Origin of the sequence: Undibacterium sp. Dicai25W (assembly GCF_049340505.1) — a bacterium.
GTDB lineage: Bacteria > Pseudomonadota > Gammaproteobacteria > Burkholderiales > Burkholderiaceae_D > Undibacterium > Undibacterium jejuense.
Map to the genome: position 1 here is coordinate 83,869 of NZ_JBMPOQ010000001.1, position 17,631 is coordinate 101,499.

The 17,631-nt window shown below is 46.6% G+C and carries 19 protein-coding genes; 6 read left to right on the top strand and 13 right to left on the bottom strand.

The genetic code is table 11. The annotated features are described in order from the left end of the window. Nucleotides 1-4: 4 nt before the first annotated feature. Both ACO0KY_RS00385 and ACO0KY_RS00390 read right to left on the bottom strand, forming a co-directional pair. Entirely contained in the window at nucleotides 5-430 is a 426-nt protein-coding gene (locus ACO0KY_RS00385; protein WP_423043343.1) for a nuclear transport factor 2 family protein, read from the bottom strand. Nucleotides 431-548: 118 nt separating this feature from the next. Further along, nucleotides 549-2,564, bottom strand: a complete 2,016-nt coding sequence (locus ACO0KY_RS00390) for an FAD-dependent oxidoreductase (RefSeq protein ID WP_423043344.1) — start codon at nucleotides 2,562-2,564, stop codon at nucleotides 549-551. Nucleotides 2,565-2,716: 152 nt separating this feature from the next. Here ACO0KY_RS00390 and ACO0KY_RS00395 point away from each other — a divergent pair, with 152 nt between their 5' ends. Further along, entirely contained in the window at nucleotides 2,717-3,256 is a 540-nt protein-coding gene (locus ACO0KY_RS00395) for a PadR family transcriptional regulator (protein ID WP_423043345.1), read from the top strand. A 61-nt stretch (nucleotides 3,257-3,317) separates the two neighbouring features. Here ACO0KY_RS00395 and ACO0KY_RS00400 read toward each other — a convergent pair whose 3' ends face one another. The 3 genes from ACO0KY_RS00400 to ACO0KY_RS00410 all read right to left on the bottom strand — a co-directional run bounded on the left by ACO0KY_RS00400 (nucleotide 3,318) and on the right by ACO0KY_RS00410 (nucleotide 5,643). Further along, nucleotides 3,318-4,037, bottom strand: coding sequence for a hypothetical protein (locus ACO0KY_RS00400; protein WP_423043347.1), 720 nt, complete (start codon nucleotides 4,035-4,037; stop codon nucleotides 3,318-3,320). 155 nt (nucleotides 4,038-4,192) lie between these two features. After that, complete coding sequence (locus ACO0KY_RS00405) at nucleotides 4,193-4,441, bottom strand: DUF3297 family protein (RefSeq protein WP_186912714.1); 249 nt, start codon at nucleotides 4,439-4,441, stop codon at nucleotides 4,193-4,195. 155 nt (nucleotides 4,442-4,596) lie between these two features. Continuing rightward, nucleotides 4,597-5,643 carry a YeiH family protein gene (locus ACO0KY_RS00410; protein WP_423043349.1) on the bottom strand — a complete coding sequence of 349 codons (1,047 nt, stop codon included), beginning with the start codon at nucleotides 5,641-5,643 and terminating at the stop codon, nucleotides 4,597-4,599. Nucleotides 5,644-5,793: 150 nt separating this feature from the next. Between ACO0KY_RS00410 and ACO0KY_RS00415 the strand changes: the two genes are divergently transcribed. After that, nucleotides 5,794-6,693, top strand: a complete 900-nt coding sequence (locus ACO0KY_RS00415; protein WP_423043351.1) for a LysR family transcriptional regulator — start codon at nucleotides 5,794-5,796, stop codon at nucleotides 6,691-6,693. Between the two features lie 66 nt (nucleotides 6,694-6,759). Here ACO0KY_RS00415 and ACO0KY_RS00420 read toward each other — a convergent pair whose 3' ends face one another. Continuing rightward, complete coding sequence (locus ACO0KY_RS00420; RefSeq protein ID WP_423043354.1) at nucleotides 6,760-7,221, bottom strand: GNAT family N-acetyltransferase; 462 nt, start codon at nucleotides 7,219-7,221, stop codon at nucleotides 6,760-6,762. A 269-nt stretch (nucleotides 7,222-7,490) separates the two neighbouring features. Here ACO0KY_RS00420 and ACO0KY_RS00425 point away from each other — a divergent pair, with 269 nt between their 5' ends. Together ACO0KY_RS00425 and ACO0KY_RS00430 are read left to right on the top strand one after the other, a co-directional pair. Next, nucleotides 7,491-8,786 (top strand): acetyl-CoA hydrolase/transferase family protein, encoded by a 1,296-nt coding sequence (locus ACO0KY_RS00425; RefSeq protein WP_423044127.1) that lies wholly within the window; start codon nucleotides 7,491-7,493, stop codon nucleotides 8,784-8,786. 176 nt (nucleotides 8,787-8,962) lie between these two features. Beyond that, on the top strand, nucleotides 8,963-9,193 hold the full coding sequence (locus tag ACO0KY_RS00430; protein ID WP_423043357.1) for a hypothetical protein: 231 nt from the start codon (nucleotides 8,963-8,965) through the stop codon (nucleotides 9,191-9,193). Nucleotides 9,194-9,300: 107 nt separating this feature from the next. Here ACO0KY_RS00430 and ACO0KY_RS00435 read toward each other — a convergent pair whose 3' ends face one another. The 3 genes from ACO0KY_RS00435 to ACO0KY_RS00445 form a co-directional block, all read right to left on the bottom strand. Continuing rightward, nucleotides 9,301-10,695: a hypothetical protein gene (locus tag ACO0KY_RS00435; RefSeq protein WP_423043359.1), complete on the bottom strand. Its 1,395-nt coding sequence runs from the start codon at nucleotides 10,693-10,695 to the stop codon at nucleotides 9,301-9,303. Between the two features lie 288 nt (nucleotides 10,696-10,983). Continuing rightward, complete coding sequence (locus ACO0KY_RS00440) at nucleotides 10,984-12,444, bottom strand: catalase (protein WP_423043360.1); 1,461 nt, start codon at nucleotides 12,442-12,444, stop codon at nucleotides 10,984-10,986. 220 nt (nucleotides 12,445-12,664) lie between these two features. Further along, nucleotides 12,665-13,519, bottom strand: coding sequence for an AraC family transcriptional regulator (locus tag ACO0KY_RS00445; RefSeq protein WP_423043361.1), 855 nt, complete (start codon nucleotides 13,517-13,519; stop codon nucleotides 12,665-12,667). 178 nt (nucleotides 13,520-13,697) lie between these two features. Between ACO0KY_RS00445 and ACO0KY_RS00450 the strand changes: the two genes are divergently transcribed. Together ACO0KY_RS00450 and ACO0KY_RS00455 are read left to right on the top strand one after the other, a co-directional pair. Then, nucleotides 13,698-14,672, top strand: a complete 975-nt coding sequence (locus ACO0KY_RS00450; protein ID WP_423043363.1) for an alpha/beta fold hydrolase — start codon at nucleotides 13,698-13,700, stop codon at nucleotides 14,670-14,672. A 68-nt stretch (nucleotides 14,673-14,740) separates the two neighbouring features. Next, a complete protein-coding gene (locus tag ACO0KY_RS00455) occupies nucleotides 14,741-15,085 on the top strand; it encodes a c-type cytochrome (RefSeq protein ID WP_423043365.1) in 345 nt (114 codons plus the stop codon). A gap of 573 nt (nucleotides 15,086-15,658) precedes the next feature. Here the strand turns inward: ACO0KY_RS00455 and ACO0KY_RS00460 are convergent. The 4 genes from ACO0KY_RS00460 to ACO0KY_RS00475 form a co-directional block, all read right to left on the bottom strand. Next, entirely contained in the window at nucleotides 15,659-15,871 is a 213-nt protein-coding gene (locus tag ACO0KY_RS00460) for a cold-shock protein (protein WP_186912779.1), read from the bottom strand. Between the two features lie 399 nt (nucleotides 15,872-16,270). Continuing rightward, the gene (locus tag ACO0KY_RS00465; RefSeq protein WP_423043367.1) at nucleotides 16,271-16,684 is read right to left on the bottom strand and encodes a hypothetical protein; all 414 of its coding nucleotides are present in this window, start codon (nucleotides 16,682-16,684) and stop codon (nucleotides 16,271-16,273) included. A gap of 19 nt (nucleotides 16,685-16,703) precedes the next feature. Continuing rightward, nucleotides 16,704-17,021, bottom strand: coding sequence for a hypothetical protein (locus tag ACO0KY_RS00470; RefSeq protein WP_423043369.1), 318 nt, complete (start codon nucleotides 17,019-17,021; stop codon nucleotides 16,704-16,706). A gap of 57 nt (nucleotides 17,022-17,078) precedes the next feature. After that, nucleotides 17,079-17,552 carry a hypothetical protein gene (locus ACO0KY_RS00475; protein WP_423043371.1) on the bottom strand — a complete coding sequence of 158 codons (474 nt, stop codon included), beginning with the start codon at nucleotides 17,550-17,552 and terminating at the stop codon, nucleotides 17,079-17,081. Nucleotides 17,553-17,631: the final 79 nt, after the last annotated feature.

Here is a 17,631-nt window from a genome sequence, read left to right on the forward strand (position 1 = left end):
CGTCCTACAATGCTTTGTAGGCAGGCAAAAACGCCGCCAGTCTGCTTGCCATTTCTTGCCCGAGTACCTGCAAAGCACTCATGGGTCTGACCATTACTTCAAATTCGACGATCTTGCCTTCTTCGTCAAAACGAATAATGTCCACGCCCTTAAGTTGCTTGTCCTGAACATTGGCGCTGAATTCCAGAATCACGCTGAGACCGTCATCAGTAGCGAATTCACGGTGGTATTGAAAATCACTAAAAACATTGGAGACGGTCGTCAAAATCAAATTGACGGCAATCGCACTCGTGTAGGGCTTATGCGCCATAGGTGAGCGGAAAATGGCATCCGGATGCAAGATATCAATTAAACCTGAGAGATCATGTGTGGCGACCATTTGATGCCACTGTGCGAGGCTTGCGGCGACCTTTGGTTGTAGTGTTGGCATTTTCGTCTCCTTTTCGTTTCCCAATTTGTAGATATCATTTTTAGTGGTACAAGCCATGGCAAATTAATGCTGAAACGACGATTTTTTGTAGGGGCGGGTTGCACCCGCCCTACCATTTTTAAATCGACGCGCCTAAACGTGTGCCCTGGTTGATCGCACGTTTAGCATCGAGTTCTGCTGCAACATCCGCACCGCCGATCAGATGCACAACTTTGCCAGCGGCTTCGAGTGCTGCTTGCAGGTCACGGCGTGGTTCTTGACCCGCACACAGAATCACGTTGTCGACCGGCAGTGTTTTTTGCTGACCATCGACGGTCACATGCAAGCCTGCGTCATCGATTTTGTTGTACGTCACACCAGCAAACATATGCACGCCGTGGTTCTTCAAACCAGTGCGATGAATCCAGCCTGTTGTTTTGCCAAGGCCGTCGCCAACTTTAGAAGTTTTACGTTGCAATAAATAAATCTGGCGTGGTGATTTTTCTATATGTGCTTCGGTCAAACCACCAACATGTTTGTAATCGGTATCGACACCCCATTCAGCAAAGAATTTTTTAGGATCAAGGCTGGCGCTGGTGCCGGAGTGGCTCAAATATTCGGCAACGTCAAAGCCAATACCGCCTGCACCGATAATCGCAACATTTTTTCCAACATGCGCTTTTTCCTTGATGACATCGAGATAATTCAGTACTTTAGGATTGTCTATGCCTTCGATATCAGGAGTGCGTGGTGTGATGCCGGTTGCCAGAACAACTTCGTCGAAATCAGTCAGCTCGTCCGGCTTCACAAATGTATTCAGACGTAATTGCACGCCAGTTAATTCGATTTGCTTTGCGAAATAACGCAAAGTTTCATAGAACTCTTCTTTGCCAGGCACCTGCTTTGCGATATTAAATTGCCCGCCGATTTCTGCTGCTGCATCAAACAACGTCACGCTGTGGCCGCGCTTAGCTGCCGTTGTTGCGAAGCTCAGACCTGCAGGGCCTGCGCCGACGACGGCAATTTTTTTGACTGTCGTTACTGGTTGATCGATGATTTCTGTTTCGTGGCAAGCGCGTGGATTGACGAGGCAAGAAGTCAATTTGCCACCGAAGGTATGATCCAGACACGCCTGGTTACAACCGATGCAAGTGTTAATCTCATCGGCCTTACCTTGTTCTGCTTTTCTGAAGAACAGTGGATCAGCCAATAAAGGACGCGCCATCGACACCATGTCGCAGAAATTATCTGCCAACAATTGTTCAGCGATGTCTGGCGTGTTGATGCGATTCGTTGCCACTAACGGAATGTTGACATGCCCTTTGAGTTTTTGTGTGACCCAGGCAAACGCCGCGCGTGGGACTTTGGTGGCAATCGTTGGAATGCGCGCTTCGTGCCAGCCAATGCCGGTGTTGATGATGGTCGCGCCAGCTGCTTCAATTGCTTTTGCTAATTGAATCACTTCTTCCAGCGTGGATCCACCTTCCACCAGATCAAGCATCGACAAACGATAGATGATGATGAAATTTGTGCCGACTTTTTCACGAATACGACGCACGATTTCTATCGGAAAACGAATCCGGTTTTCATACGCACCACCCCATTCATCATCACGTTGATTCGTGCGGGCAGCAATAAATTCATTGATCAGGTAGCCTTCTGATCCCATGACCTCAACACCGTCGTAACCTGCGTACTGTGCCAGACTTGCGCAGCGGACGAAATCGGAAATGGTTTCTTCCACTTCTGCCGTCGTTAAAGCATGTGGTGTGAATGGATTGATCGGCGCTTTCAGGGCACTTGGTGCCACCAACGTCGGCTGATACGAATAACGACCAAAGTGTAATATCTGCATGGCAATTTTACCGCCTGCTTCATGCACGGCTTTAGTCACGATTTTGTGGTGCTCGGCCTCTGCTTCTGTTGTCAGCATCGCGCCGCCATGCATAGGACGCGCACGTTCGTTTGGTGCTATGCCGCCTGTCACCATCAAAGCCACACCACCGCGCGCACGCTCGGAATAGAACGCCGCCATGCGTTCAAAGCCGTTGTCGACTTCTTCCAGTCCGACGTGCATGGAACCCATCAAGAGACGATTTGGTAAGGTGGTAAATCCCAGATCTAATGGCTTTGTCAGGTGCGGATAAAAAGACATGGCGTTTCCTTCGTGAATGAGTTTGAGATGCAAACAAGCAACTTAAAATAGAAAATTGAACCTTAATGCGATGAGAATAACGAAACAACTTTGTTTATGCAACCAGTTGCATATAAAATTGATGTAAATCCGATTGAGCATGCCCTCTAACTATGTCTTTACAACACGCCTTATTAACTTCTATTGTCGAAAAACCTTGTTCTGGCTATGAGCTGGCACGTCGTTTTGATAAATCGATAGGCTATTTCTGGCACGCAACGCACCAGCAGATTTATCGCGAACTTGCCCGCATGGAAGAACAAGGCTGGGTCAGTTCCGTGGAGGTAGAAGGTGGGCGGGCAGGAAAACGGAAATTTAACGTATTGGCGGCAGGCAAAAAAGAACTACGGCGCTGGGCGAGCGAGCAAAGTGAACCTTTCCGTTTGCGCGATGAAATGATGGTCAAGCTGCGCGCCGATGCGGCAGTCGGGCCTTTGGGTTTGGCCGACGAATTTGAACGCCGCCTGCGCTTGCATGAGCAAGAATTGCAAACCTATCGTGAGATCGAACAACGTGATTTCAGCGATTCCGACATGCCACGTGAAACGCAAATTCATTACCTGATTCTGAAAGCTGGTATCGCGTTCGAAGAGGGGCGGGTGCAGTGGACCAAGGAAGCATTGAAGATGTTGAAGCAAGAAGCAAGTACCTGATGTTTACCACAACATCATCAAAGCCTGTTAAACAAAGCTCGCTAACGTAATGAAAGCATTTTCAATAATCTAATAATTCCAACGTACGCCGCCACTCCGCTTCCCAGGCGTCTAAAAAATCGTGTGTCTGAAATACCTTACTCAGACGTGACATCGGCACCCGATACAGATCATTGAATCCTAATGCCAATGTTACTGGGTTCCAGACGATTTTATTTTTGGCTTTTTTGGTACTGCTTTTGACTCTCGCACCATCGTCACTAAACAGCGCTAAGCCGCTATCGAGTGCTTGCTCCAGATTGATTTTTGCCAGACCTGAAAAGGCGATCAGAACTTGCGCCTTATTGATGCCATCTTGTGATTCCGCTGTGCTGGCGACGACTTGAGGCGTAGCCGTTTCGGCTAATGCTTGCCGCTGTAATTGCTTCAGCAATTTTTGCAGATCTTTTTTTAAGAAGCGTAGTTCATGCAACGCCTTGCCTATTCCTGGTGCTGGTAAGCGGCTGACAATATTGTCTACGTCTTTGGTGATGGTGATTATCACGTCCTCGTAGCCATCAATTAAACGCTGTATATCGTCTTTAAAAAAGATCGGTGCCGGATAACCACCGTTCGCATCACCAAACAATTCCGGCATTGCGGCGTCGTAATCAAGCCAGACGTAAGGTGTGAGGCCGTGTTCCAATAAGCGTGCCACATTCCATGTTTCGTCAGTATGTAGTGCTAGCCAGTTGCAAGCTTGCTCGCTAGTCGCGCGATAAGGCAGTTCGGTAATATTCATAGTGGCTTTCGTCTGCCGTTTGATTGCATCGCGGTACAACAGAAGAAAAATGGCCAGCTGGATTTACCTGGCTAGCCATGTTCGTTTTGTCATTACGTTTCAGCGCGTGTCATTGTGCTTTGTTTTCACGATGCTGAAAACAAAACAGGAAAAGCTTAGCGGTAAAACGCTTCGACTTTGCCTTTTAATTTAATCAACATAGGCTTGCCCTTACGATCCAGGGTTTTACCTGCTGAGACTTTGATCCAGCCTTCGCTGATGCAGTATTCATCGACGTCCATGCGTTCTTTGTCGTTGAATTTGATGCCAACGTCGTGCTGGAACACATCACGGTTAAAAAATGGACTGCTTGGATCAATCGACAAGCGGTCTGGTAATGGGGGGAGTTGGGATATATCGTTCATGGCCGCAATTATCCACCAGAATCAGAGACAGGACAACTTCGGTTAATGACTGACCAATTTAACAATATACTTCAATTCAGGTGAACGGCTATTTCGGTTCGTTTTGGCGGGCAAGAAGCGACAGCGCCGCGGAGGCGGTGTTTCTAAAGTTCTGATTAAAACATGGCCCGGACGACGTGATTAATCACTGCTCCACCAAAAATCAAATACGCAAACATGATTCCAGCCAACAACAAAGGTTTAATACCAGCCTGACGTATTGCCTGGATATGTGTCGCCAGACCCAGACCTGCGGTTGCCATTGCCAAAACCCAGGTGTCAAGAGTGAGACCAAATTGACTGACGGTTGTTGGCAATATATTCAGAGAATTCACACCCGCAACCGCGATGAATAACAGAGCAAACCAAGGAATCGTGATACGAGCTTTTACTGGTGCTTGTCCACCTTGTATAGCGTGGGCATGTGCTTTTTTGCTATCCCACCACATCGACAAACAAACCAAAAATGGTGCCAACATCATAACGCGTAACATTTTTGTGATGACCGCTGAGGCAGCGGTGTTTTCATCCATTTGCATACCCGCCGCAACTACCTGACCGACATCATGCATGGTAGAACCGGTGAACATGCCAAAGCTTTGGGCATCGACTAAGTAACCCAAATGGTGATTCAATTGAAACAGCATAGGATAAATAAACATCGCCAATGTGCCAAAGATGACTACCGTTGATACGGCAACAGCGACCTTTGCAGCATCCGCTTTGACCACGGTTTCGGTCGCCAGAATTGCCGATGAGCCACAAATTGCGCTACCAGCACCAATCAAAATTGAGGTTTTGCTATCAAGCTTAAAAAAACGTGTGCCAATGTAATAGGCCAGAAAGAAAGTTGAGCATAAAACGGTGGCATCAATCAACATGCCTGCCCAGCCAACCTGGCTGATTTGTTGGAACGTGATCTTAAAACCGTAAAGAATAATCCCGAGCTGTAACAGAGTTTTTTTGGAAAAAACCACGCCTTCAGCGGTATGTGCCGCAATCCGTGGATAAATAGTGTTGCCAACCAACATGCCTAGCAATAAAGCGATGGTCAGCGCAGACGCATGTGTGTGATGTGCCAATTGGCTGCTACTTAGCACGATAGCGATAGCGGCGATCGCAGCGGTTAAACCCAGACCCGCTAATTTATTGAGCTTATTCATGATGCGTATATGCTTATGCAAAAAACGTTTAAGTGAGGCCAGTGTAGTTTGCTTGCATAAATAGGTAAAACAGATTGTTTTTATATTCAATATCGGAAATATCGATATAATGAATATGACCATTTTCCTTGCCAAAGAAAGCCATTCCTGATGCATATCACGTTACGCCAACTAGAAGTCTTTGTGGCTATCGCCCGTGCCGGCACTGGCACTGCGGCGGCAAGTCAGCTCGCCCTATCGCAATCGGCAGCGAGCAGTGCTTTAAGTGATCTGGAATATCAGTTAGGCGAACCATTATTCAATCGCGTAGGCAAGCGCTTGCAATTGAATGAAAACGGTCGATATTTGCTGCCCAAGGCCGAAGCCCTGTTAGAAGGCGCCAGCGAGATTGAGCAGAGCTTTAAAACGGGCGTTCCTGTTCGCCTGCGCCTGTATGCGAGTATGACGATAGGTAATGACGTTTTGCCGGAACTGGCAGCGCAGTTCTTACGTCAGGAACCAGATAGCCGACTCGAAATCGCTATCGGTAATTCACAAGATGTTGTTGAAGCGATATTGAGTTTCAGAGCTGATTTTGGTCTGATCGAAGCGCCATGCCACGACAGCCGTCTGGTGGCAGAACCTTGGCTGCATGATCAGATGCAATTGTTTTGCCATGCCAGCCACCCGCTAGCGCATACGACGCCGGACATCGCTCAATTGCAGCAGACGGCATGGGTACTACGAGAACCTGGCTCCGGCTCGCGCGAGGTCACTGAGGCCGCGTTCGCGCCACATTTAGGCGTTCTCAATAGCGTATTGGAATTAGGAAGTGCAGAAGCGATCGCGCGCGCTGTGGGTACCGGTTTGGGTATCGCATGCGTGTCAAATCGGGCAATCAGCGACAAACTTACCGGTGGCGAATTTGCGCCCATCCATACGCCATGGGCACAACTTAATCGCCGCTTTTATCTGGTGTATCACCAGGAAAAAATTCTCTCTGGCGGTTTACAGCGTTTTCGGGAATTGTGTAGATTGAAGTTAATTGAGGAAATGGAGCAAGGGGCATGACAGGTTCGCAATTGCCTGCTGCGCAGAGTAGACACTATTATCCAATGCATCAATTGCCGTAACAATTTATACCGCAAGCCGCTTTTCCATTGCCAGCACCTCTGGGCTGGAATCATCTTCACGTACTTCAAACCCTAGTCGCTGATAAAGCTGATAAGCGGTATGGTTATCCCGATATACCCGCAGGCTGATGATAGGTGTTCCGGTCGCTTCGCTTGCAGCGGTGATCAGTTGTTCGCACAAAATTTTCCCTATCCCCAGACCACGCTGATCTGGATTGACGATGATGCGCCCCAGATGGGTACGTTGTTCGTCTCTGGGCCAATATTGCGCAAATCCAAGTGGTTTATCCTGTTCGTTGCTCAGCACCAGGCTGACCGCGCCTGGTTTCTGTAACAGGCTAGGCAAATCTTTATTGACGAATGGAAAGCACTCCTTAAGACCAGACCAGCGCGTACAGGCTTGTTGATCCTTGATCCAATCCGAAATTTGTTCAAAATCAATGTCGCGTGCAGGCTGCAATGTCATCTTCATGTAAGGTCTGAGGATAATGATGAAGAGCTAAGTCTACAGGTACCATGTAAGGCTCGCAATACCAGTGGGATTGCCCTTGCTGTCGTTTATTCAGCGTTCAATGCGTAATTTTTCTGGTCGTGGTAATTGAATTATGTGCAAAATACAAACTTCATCTGTAGCAGCCGGAGACTCATTACATAAAAGAATTCATGTCGATCGCAACACGGTTTGCAGTGTGTGGCTTTGCTGGATTCTACATAGATAAGAAAGCGTGGTTAGACATGTTATTTCAGGATTTATATCAGCAAAAATTGTGTTCTTCAGAAGATGCACTGGCAGTTCTCAAAAACGGTGACACTATCATCGTTCCTACCGGTGTTGGCGAACCTCCTGCTTTATTGACCGCCTTATCTGAACACCGACGCCGGTTTCATAACATTACAGTCGCACAAATTCTGGCGGTAAAAAAATACGGCTATTTTGATCCGACGACGACCGAACATGTACGCCATGTCGCCTTCTTTTTTGGTGCCGCTTCACGCGCCGGAGGTCAGGCTGGTACCATCGATTTTATTCCTAGTTATTTCTCAGAAATGCCGATGTTGATTGAGCGAGGGTATATCCGTTCTGATGTGGTATTTTCTATTGCTTCACCGATGGATGAGGAAGGCTATTTTTCGTTAAGTCTGGCGACCGATTACACGATGGCGGCAATCGCTAAAGCGCGCGCAGTGGTGCTCGAAGTGAATCCGAACGTTCCGTATGCGCATGGCAATTGCCGCGTTCATGTTTCTCAGGTCAGTGCCATCACGGAAAGTGCTGACGCAGTGACCGAAGTGGGTCTGCCAAAAATCGGTCCTGTACAAGAAGCAATCGGTAAATATGTCGCTGACATGATCGATGATGGTTCAACATTGCAAATTGGTTATGGCGGTATTCCTGATGCGGTGGTCATGCAGCTGACTAGTAAGCATGACCTTGGTATTCATACAGAAATGATCGGCGATGGTATTTTGACTTTAGTTGAAAGTGGTGCCGTTACTAATCGCAAGAAGAATTATCTACCCGGAAAAATGGTAGCAACCTTTGCCTTGGGATCTAACAAGCTATATCAGTTTCTGCATCGAAATCCCATGATGGAAATGCATCCGGTTGACTTTACCAATGATCCGTATCTGGCTGCCAAGAATGACAAATTGGTCGCCATTAATGCGACCTTGCAGATCGATTTGTTGGGTCAGTGTGGCTCAGAAAGTCTGGCACATATTCCTTACTCTGGCACAGGCGGTCAGGTCGATTTTGTCCGCGCAGCAAACCGTTCTAAAGACGGTAAGGCGTTCATCGTTTTACCTTCAACTGCGAAAGAAAATGCCATCACCCGTATCGTGCCGACCTTGAGTGCAGGTACGCATGTCACGACTGGGAAAAACGACATTAACTTTGTCGTGACAGAATTTGGTGTTGCACAGCTGCGTGGAAAATCCGCTAAACAACGAGCAAAAGAAATGATATCGATTGCGCATCCTGATTTTAGAGCGGAATTGACCGCGCAAGCGAAGCTTTTAAATTTAATGTAGGTCTCGGTCGGTAACAGAGGCCATGTTTCACGTAGGCGGTCTCTGTTTCATATGACTCGTCTCTGCCGTATGCTATGATTTCAGTATTATGCATCCCTTTGAAACCTGCCTGATTGAGGTGGCTTGACAGCAGAGTGCATCGTATTGCCGCAGAACCTGAGAAAGCAGAGAACGTCGTGATAAAGAAAATCAGCAAGGCCTGTATATTGTTATTGTTAGTTCCTACTTTTGCATTTGCTCAAACGTCGGTGTTTAAGTGCGTTGAAAACGGTCACACAGTCTGGTCTGAGTATCCTTGCAAAGCTCAAGGTAAGGCAGTGAAAGTGAAGCCCTTAACTAACGGAAAGCAAAAGAATGCGCAAGGTGTGGATACGTCAAAGCCAAATGATAAAGGCGTAGGTAAATAAAACTTTGCTTACTGAGTCAGTGTTAAGGAAGCATAAAAAATGGAGCGCCAGGCTCCATTTTTTATGATCAAATACCGCCGAAAAAATATGCCATAGCATTTTTCGGGTTAGCGCTCATGCTCTTTTTCACGTTTTTTTGCATCTTTTTCTCGTTCGGTATTTCTTGGTTCGACATGTTGAACTGGCACCGCTCTTCTTTCCATTTCTTCTCGTGTCCGCATGTCATTCGCAGGATTATGTTGGGTTGGTTTGATTTCCTGGTAATGAGGAATACTCTCTGGATGTGGAGTTGGTGCCACTGGATGACTTTGTTCTTGCATATGTTGAAACCGTGCTTGATTTGGCGTTTCGATTGTAGTGCGCTGCACTGGTGCTATGAAGTTATGTTCCTGCGGCAGATAACGTTCTTGTGACGCAGGCATGGTCTGATGCTGCGGTTGAGCCATATTGACGGGCTGTGGCGCAGTTTGTATGTGTTGCTGTAGGCTTTGAGTGCGTTGCTGTGGTTCTGCCAACTGCTGTGGAGCAGTCGGCATGTGTTGTGGCTGGCCAGGAACTGGTGTTGCCTGATTATTGAAATGCACAATTTGCGAAGGTGGCAAAGCGACTGGTCCATGCGCATTAGAATAACTTGGTATCGGCTTGGTCCAAACTGGTTCTGGCGCCATCGCTCTGACCACTGGCGTCATTTGAGCCGCCAGATGCGCTTGTGCCGGAACTGCTCTATTGAATGCCTGACCATTGGCTGTTGAACTTGGTGGTGCAACGATAGTCACGTTATTGACGATGGTCGTATTGTTATTAATGACGGTATTGTTGATGGTAGTGTTATGGCTGTTGTTCTCAATATGAACCCGCATACCTTCACGAATAATAGGTGGGGCACTGGTTACGACCGCTGGCGAAGTACCAATCGGTGCGGGCACGATCAGACCACGCGCGGAACCAGGAGGCGCAGGGATAAATACACCTTGAGGACCGATAGGGCGTACACCTGCAATAACGCCGTCATTGACAGCTGCAAAATTCAAATGGAGTTGCAAAGATGGCTGAATGAAATGGACGCCAGGTGCTGCCCAGAAGCCGTTCACAAACACCACGGCACCGCCGCGATTCTCATAATATGGATGCATCCAGCAATAACCAAATTGCGGTGGCGCTGCCCACCGGCCATGCGCCCAGATCCAATCACCATGCCATACCCAATAACCACCTGTCCACACCGCAGTTATATACGGTTGTGGAGGTGGAACCTCAACCAGTATTGGCGGCGGTGCCCATTGCACCAGAATTGGTTCAGGCTGAACTGTTGGTGGTTCAACGTAGGCACTGACGACTTGTTCTTGCTGTGGTTGCGGCGCTGTATCTTGATAATATGTTGGTGCAGCCGGCTCTGGTTGATACACCACGCGCGGTGGTTGTTGTACGTAGACAGTGCGTGGCGGCGCTTGGACTACGCAACCACTCAAACCGATCAGACTCACCATGGCTAATTTTTTCATACTTGTTCCAAAGAAGGTGTGGACTAATGTCTACCGAAGAGAGCGCTGCAGGATGAACGGTGCGCATTTTTTTATAGTTGATGGGTAATCAACGTCAGACTTACAAGTTTGGATGACCTCACGTTTAGCGGGTATGTAACGCAATGTAGAGTAGTCTATGATGTCATTGGTAAATTTATAAGTATGCAAGTTTGCCAGTTTGTCAGTTTGCAATCGTGGTGATGCAAAAAAAAGCAGAAGCCAGATGGCTTCTGCTGTTACTAATATTTAAAAATTTAAAAAATTAAATTACGTTTTTGACGTCCGACGCTTTTCTATCGCGGCTCTGACACCTTGGCCATACGCCGGATCAGCCTGATCAAAGTGGGTAAGTTGGCGTTGCAAAATTTCTTCGCTGACTTGCGACAATGGACCTGCCAGATTATCAAATAAATTTTGCTTTTCTTGTGTCGGCAACAATCGGAAAAAATTGCCAGCCTGGGTGTAATCATCTTCCGTGCCACGACCATCATAGCGTCCAGCCACACCAGATAATGCCCAGCCTTTATCACCATGGCCAAAGCCAGATGGATTGCTGCCTTGTGCTGTAACCGCTTCGTAATTCACCTCAGCGCCACCATTGTGAATTGCCATGCTACCGTCACGTTGCTGGTTATGGAAAGGGCAGCGTGGTGCATTCACAGGCAAGTGTTGGTGATTCGTACCCACACGGTACAACTGCGCATCGTGGTAACCAAACAAACGACCTTGTAACATCTTGTCTGGCGAATACCCCATGCCAGGTACCAGATTGGCTGGCGAAAATGCAGCTTGCTCTACTTCCGCATGGTAGTTTGCAGGGTTGCGATTGAGTTCCATAATGCCGACCGGAATTAAAGGAAAATCTGAATGCGGCCAGATCTTCGTTAAATCATACGGATTCCAACCAGTGCGGGCTTCCCATTCTTGTAATTGCTGTTCAGTCGCAACCTGAATGCGTACTTCCCATCGCGGGAACTCTTTATTGGCAATGGCATTGAACAAATCACGCTGCGCGTAATCCGGATCAGTTCCGGCCAGACGAACAGCATCCGCAGCGGACAAATTTTTGATACCTTGTTGTGTACGTAAATGCCATTTGACGAATACACGTTCACCGTCCGCATTGATCAGACTGTACGTGTGACTGCCGAATCCATCCATATGGCGATAGCCATCTGGAGTACCGCGATCAGAAAACAGCATGGTAACCTGATGCAGACTCTCTGGTGCCTTGCTCCAGAAATCAAACATCATGTTTGGAGATTTCAAGTTCGTTTGTGGATCACGCTTTTGAGTATGAACAAAGTCCGGAAACTTGATTGGATCTTTGATGAAGAACATTGGCGTATTATTGCCGACCAGATCCCAGTTGCCTTCCTCGGTATAAAACTTCATTGCAAAACCACGTGGGTCACGCTCAGTGTCGGCACTACCGCGTTCGCCGCCGACAGTCGAGAAGCGAACAAACATTTCAGTTTGTTTGCCGATCTGATTAAATAATTTTGCCTTGGTGTATCGGCTAATGTCGTGGGTTACAGTGAAGGTACCGTAAGCGCCGGAACCTTTCGCATGTACAACGCGTTCAGGGATACGCTCACGATTGAAATGCTGCAATTTTTCAATCAGATGAAAATCTTGCAGCAACAAAGGCCCCCGAGGTCCTGCGCTCAGTGAGTTTTGGTTGTCTACAACAGGAATGCCGGAAGCAGTGGTCAGTGTTGGTTTCATCGTTTTTTTCCTTTACCGTTATGTCATGGAGGAACTGCGCTTGGTATGGAAAAAAGTATAGGTTATGGGTGTGATTTATAAAAGCTAATTAATTTTATTAAATCAATAGTTAAAAACTAATCTGAAACAGCTTGAGGATAAACGAAGTCTATTTCAAGCTATCTGAATCAAGCTATCTGAAGCTGTTTCAGATTGACCATGGAAAAAAAAGCAGAATCAATTACGCTTTTATAGCAATGTATATATCCGTCAATAACTCGGATGGTGGTGTTTCACGCGGGTTATTCAGATAATCTTCGTAAGGAGGCGCGTCGGCGATCTCGTAGCCGGAAGCAGGAAACCAGATACCGCAGAACCATTGATAGACGGGTTGCATTTCGGAATACGGCCCCTTATAGCGCAGAACCGCATATGTCCCACCTGCCAATTGTTTGCGAATAAGAGGTGACTCTACACTTTGTTCAGTCGGTACTTCTGGTGCGGTAATGCAGGCAAAAGAGCGTAATCGCGTTTCTTCGACAGCAGCCGGATCATCCATAAAAATACCTATCCAGCGGGTAGTAGGCGTGTACAGTTGACGCGAAGTGATACACGCATTGAGTGTATCAAACGCCTTGCTGATGCCCATATAAGAGCCCGTATGCGGTACGCAAATGAGCGATAGTTCGGTGGTGTTGCGGATTTCAACGGGAAACATTAAATCACTCCTTGTAGGTTGAAAAGATAGCGAGGGAGAGTAACGTCCCTCTTTGCGAAAGCGTGCCGGTGGAATTCCATAGACCGCTGAAAAAATCCGTGTAAAGGATTGCAGATTCGGATAGCCGGACAATGCGCCAATTTCTTCTATTGGCGTGGTGGTACGCGCCAACAGTGTCGCTGCACGTTGCAAGCGCAGGCGCTTTACCGTTGCCACGACACTTTCACCAAATACGCCTTGATATACTCGATGCCAATGATAGGGCGACATGCAGGCAATTTCTGCCAGCTTGTTTAAATCCAGCTCTTCGTCCAGATGTTCATGCACATAGTTGGTGACACGTAATAATCGACGTTCATAACTTAAATAATCAGACATCTCGCTATCCGTAAAAAGTTCTGCGCATAAGTTCTTGCAATATCAGCACAATAACATGCAGTGATTTGACAAATCTTGCGGACTTTTAAGCACCTATCAACCATGATTTGCGCAAATATCCAGTCAGCAGTTGCCATGCATTCTATAATCATGACTTCGATTTGATGAAGTGAAGTTCATGTCTACCGCCGCCAAACCACGCAGTTTGAAAAAGAAACTGATTATTGTTCTCTTAATTATCTTGTCATGCCTGATTGCCAGTGCCGTGATCGGCTTAGCACTGAGCTGGGCGCCGGATAAAACTGCAGACGAGTTAAGCGAACAATGGGCGCCAAGACCGTCGCAGTTTATCGATGTGAAAGGCTTATTCGTGCATGTGCGCGATGAGGGCTGGATTGAAGATCCTACACCAATTATATTGATACACGGCACGTCATCGAGCTTGCATACATGGGAAGGTTGGGCGAAAGAACTCAAAAAGCAGCACCGCGTGATCACCATGGATTTGCCGGGTTTTGGATTGACTGGTCCAAATCAGAGCAATGACTATAGCAACGCCACTTACACGCAATTCATCCTTGATCTCATGGATGCGCTACACGTCCAACGTGCTATTTTGGGCGGAAATTCTTTGGGGGGCGAAATTGCCTGGGAAGTCGGCGTTGCAGCTCCAAATCGTGTCGAAAAATTGATACTCGTTGATGCTGCTGGCTATGCGTTCACACCGAAATCGATTCCCCTCGGTTTTAAGCTTGCCCGCATTCCAGAGATGTCCTGGCTGATGAATCATTGTCTGCCGCGTTCTATGATGGAAGAAAGTGTTAAAAACGTCTACGGTAACCCGGAAAAAGTTACGCCTGCTTTAGTTGATCGCTATGAAGCAATGACCCGTCGGGCAGGCAACCGTGAGGCTCTACGCCTTCGTTTAACGCAATTGAATGCGGGTAAAGATGCTGATCTGATTAAAACTATTCACGTACCAACCCTGATTTTATGGGGTGGTAAAGATCAATTAATTCCTCCAGAGAATGCAAGCTGGTTTCAGCGCGATATCGCGGGCAGTAAGTTGATTATGTTTGATGATCTGGGGCATGTACCACAAGAAGAAAACCCCGTTGTTACGCTGGCTGCAGTAAATATATTTTTGCAGTAAATAATTGTTGAGAAATAGGATGAGAGAAATAGGATGAGAGAAATAGGATGAGAGAAATAGGAGTAGTGATGAAAAATTTGCAGAAAATTTCTTTATATTTTTTCGCTTTATCGCTAAGTATTCCGTTCGGCAGTCATCTCGCTCACGCACAAAGCGTGGACGAACAAGGGAAGAAATTATTCACTCAAAAAGCCGTGCCAGCTTGTGCTTACTGCCATAGCCTTAAGCATGCCGATTCGATGGCAGAAAGTGGTCCTGACCTCGATAGTTTAAAGCCAGATGCGGCAACCATAGAAAACGCTATCCGCCACGGCAAAGGTGAAATGCCAGCGATCACAGGTTTGAGTGATGAAGAGATTAAAGTGTTGGTGAAGTATTTGCAGAACGTTGCAGCTCAAGCGGACAAGAAATAAAAAAGCCCACCAAAAACTTGGTGGGCGATACATTCATTGCAACGACTCGTCAATAACCCATGCTATCTGCGTGGTGCCATCAACTAGAGCAATGCCCGTGCTATCTGCGCGGTGCTTGCGGGGTGAGTCGCCTATTCCTGTCTGTGTCAGCTTTATGCAGATGACAGAGTTAAAACGAATGTGAACTTTCACAAATCCTTCAGAGCAAAACCTCGTTGAATTCTATGCAGCGAATGCCGCAATGGATTTCAATAGTCTTTGATGAAAGGATGCATGATGAAACATCTGACATCCATTACGCCATTTTCCAACAACCCATGCTATCTGCGTGGTGCCACTGGCCGGTGAGAATGGATGATGCATCAATAATCCGCGTGAGAGCGTTTTAGTGACATGTGAAAGTTTGTCGCAAAGATGAAGATTGTTCACCAGATACCTATGCTATCTGCATAGTGCACCAGGCCGGTATTTCAGAACAATCAGAGCATCGATACGACGAAAACGGTACAGCGAACAACGAATTTCAATTTCAACAAATTAAGGCGGAAAATTCAGCCAGTTGAAAAAATAAAATTACGCGATCACTTGGATGTTACTTGCTTTGTCGCCTTTAGGACCAGAAGTGCGTTCGAAAGATACGCGCTGGTTTTCGCTCAGGCTTTTGAAGCCGTTGGATTGAATGTCCTGAAAGTGTGCGAACAAATCAGCACCACCTGCATCTGGAGCGATGAAGCCAAAGCCTTTAGCATCATTGAACCATTTAACGATTCCTGTTTGAGTACTCATATTATTTTCCTTTTTATTATCTGGCTCAGACGAAATTGTCCGAATGCCTGTGGGCACTTGAAACCAAGGAATAAAACCGGAGGAGAAAAAACAGAACAGCCAGAGGATACAGCTATGCGGAATTGGGACCAACAATATAACGACTTGATGCAAGTACAACCCGTAATATACACACTAATTCTGTATGTGCCAAGCTTTAATTTGCTTAAAAAGTCAGCATATGTCTTTTTGTCTGCGTAATCGACGATTTTAAAAACATCGATTTTCATAGCTAAAAACAGCGATTCATTTGAGGCAAAATAGAGAATAAAAAATTTTTAAGAAGATTAAAAAATATCCATCGTATATCCATTCCATTAGCAAACCAACTGAAAAGCCAACTGAAAAACCAAGTGAAAATCAATCCAGATTTTTTTCACGGCCGCGATGTTGAGTACCGATACCCGACGTAATAAAAAGCAATGTCGTCGGAACATCAATATCAGCGGTATGCCAGACCAAAGGCGGATTAACGAGATATTCTCCTGTACGCAAGATCACTTGTTTGACTTCACCGTCCGGAAATTCCTGGTGAAAGGTAACCTGTCCCGCTGTACACAGCACCATTTCGCTGCCTTGGGGATGCATTTCCCACGAGTCCCAGGAACAATCGGCGGTATGCATGGAAACTAGTCTGCCTTCCGCACCGTCCGCCAGATGGCGATTCACGTAAGCTTCATACCACTGCATATTTCCTGTGAACGCAGGTTCGATTTCTACGTTAGCACCTAAACCTAAATGTGCTGGAAATTGCGATAGGGGTGTACCGTTCATCATTCCTCCGATGCAGGTTTTATGCAAATCCTAATAGTTCGGGAACCGCTGACAAAATAGAATTAACTGTCGCCGCCACCGCATTGTTGGCATCAGCAAAGCCGATACCTTCATAACCAATCAGCACATTTTGCAATGCTGTTTTTTGTTGTGCGACTAAATGACTGACTTCATCAGCACTCATGCTGTTTTGGTTTCCTTGTACATATTCCGCAATCCCCACCAGTGCCGAAATTTGCGCAGTTGCACCGGAACTTGCAGTAGCCCAAGCCGAACCTAAAGCCTCCTTACCAGCTACTACAGCAGCATCACGTACCGAGTTCCAATCTGTTGCCATTTTTTATCTCCAATTGAATCAAAAAGGCGCCCAGCCTCTTTGTAGCTTATTTTTAACTTATTTTGCCTTGCTGGGCGCACTATTTTTTAACGATAGCTCATAGGTCGTCAACACGCTGAGTTGTGTATTGATGAGTAAACGCTCTGCATGGCAATACCCAGCGTCTAAAGCGTGTTCCTGATGGAATTTTCTTTCGTTTTCAAGCTGTTGCATCAGATTTTGAAATAGCTGTGTCAGTTTTGCTGATGAAGCATCTTGTGATGCGGTCATACGCATTTCCAGCGTCGCCAGACTCGCTTCGACCGTATCATAAAATTTTGCGTCATAGGCAACTGGTCCGTTGCTTTTCGCCTGACTTTCCCAACTCAGATACTGTAAATTAATTTGTTGCGTCAATGCTGTGATCTGCTGATCCGCTTGTGGGTCATAATTGATTGTCGCGCAAGCAGTTAGCCAACAGAGCGAACTCCACAAGGCAATATTTAGCAAAAAACGAAAACGAAAACGAAAACGAAAACGAAATGGTCGCATATTTTTTCTCAAATGGATTCAGTGACGATTGATAAACAGTGGATGAAACTAGTGAAGCACAATAAAAAAACGAGCTTCG

Excerpts from the sequence above, each read along its gene's own strand:
- ACO0KY_RS00385 (WP_423043343.1), bottom strand. The coding sequence starts at position 430 with ATGCCAACACTACAACCAAAGGTCGCCGCAAGCCTCGCACAGTGGCAT.
- ACO0KY_RS00390 (WP_423043344.1), bottom strand. The coding sequence starts at position 2,564 with ATGTCTTTTTATCCGCACCTGACAAAGCCATTAGATCTGGGATTTACC.
- ACO0KY_RS00395 (WP_423043345.1), top strand. The coding sequence starts at position 2,717 with ATGTCTTTACAACACGCCTTATTAACTTCTATTGTCGAAAAACCTTGT.
- ACO0KY_RS00400 (WP_423043347.1), bottom strand. The coding sequence starts at position 4,037 with ATGAATATTACCGAACTGCCTTATCGCGCGACTAGCGAGCAAGCTTGC.
- ACO0KY_RS00405 (WP_186912714.1), bottom strand. The coding sequence starts at position 4,441 with ATGAACGATATATCCCAACTCCCCCCATTACCAGACCGCTTGTCGATT.
- ACO0KY_RS00410 (WP_423043349.1), bottom strand. The coding sequence starts at position 5,643 with ATGAATAAGCTCAATAAATTAGCGGGTCTGGGTTTAACCGCTGCGATC.
- ACO0KY_RS00415 (WP_423043351.1), top strand. The coding sequence starts at position 5,794 with ATGCATATCACGTTACGCCAACTAGAAGTCTTTGTGGCTATCGCCCGT.
- ACO0KY_RS00420 (WP_423043354.1), bottom strand. The coding sequence starts at position 7,221 with ATGACATTGCAGCCTGCACGCGACATTGATTTTGAACAAATTTCGGAT.
- ACO0KY_RS00425 (WP_423044127.1), top strand. The coding sequence starts at position 7,491 with ATGTTATTTCAGGATTTATATCAGCAAAAATTGTGTTCTTCAGAAGAT.
- ACO0KY_RS00435 (WP_423043359.1), bottom strand. The coding sequence starts at position 10,695 with ATGAAAAAATTAGCCATGGTGAGTCTGATCGGTTTGAGTGGTTGCGTA.
- ACO0KY_RS00440 (WP_423043360.1), bottom strand. The coding sequence starts at position 12,444 with ATGAAACCAACACTGACCACTGCTTCCGGCATTCCTGTTGTAGACAAC.
- ACO0KY_RS00445 (WP_423043361.1), bottom strand. The coding sequence starts at position 13,519 with ATGTCTGATTATTTAAGTTATGAACGTCGATTATTACGTGTCACCAAC.
- ACO0KY_RS00450 (WP_423043363.1), top strand. The coding sequence starts at position 13,698 with ATGTCTACCGCCGCCAAACCACGCAGTTTGAAAAAGAAACTGATTATT.
- ACO0KY_RS00455 (WP_423043365.1), top strand. The coding sequence starts at position 14,741 with ATGAAAAATTTGCAGAAAATTTCTTTATATTTTTTCGCTTTATCGCTA.
- ACO0KY_RS00460 (WP_186912779.1), bottom strand. The coding sequence starts at position 15,871 with ATGAGTACTCAAACAGGAATCGTTAAATGGTTCAATGATGCTAAAGGC.
- ACO0KY_RS00465 (WP_423043367.1), bottom strand. The coding sequence starts at position 16,684 with ATGAACGGTACACCCCTATCGCAATTTCCAGCACATTTAGGTTTAGGT.
- ACO0KY_RS00470 (WP_423043369.1), bottom strand. The coding sequence starts at position 17,021 with ATGGCAACAGATTGGAACTCGGTACGTGATGCTGCTGTAGTAGCTGGT.
- ACO0KY_RS00475 (WP_423043371.1), bottom strand. The coding sequence starts at position 17,552 with ATGCGACCATTTCGTTTTCGTTTTCGTTTTCGTTTTCGTTTTTTGCTA.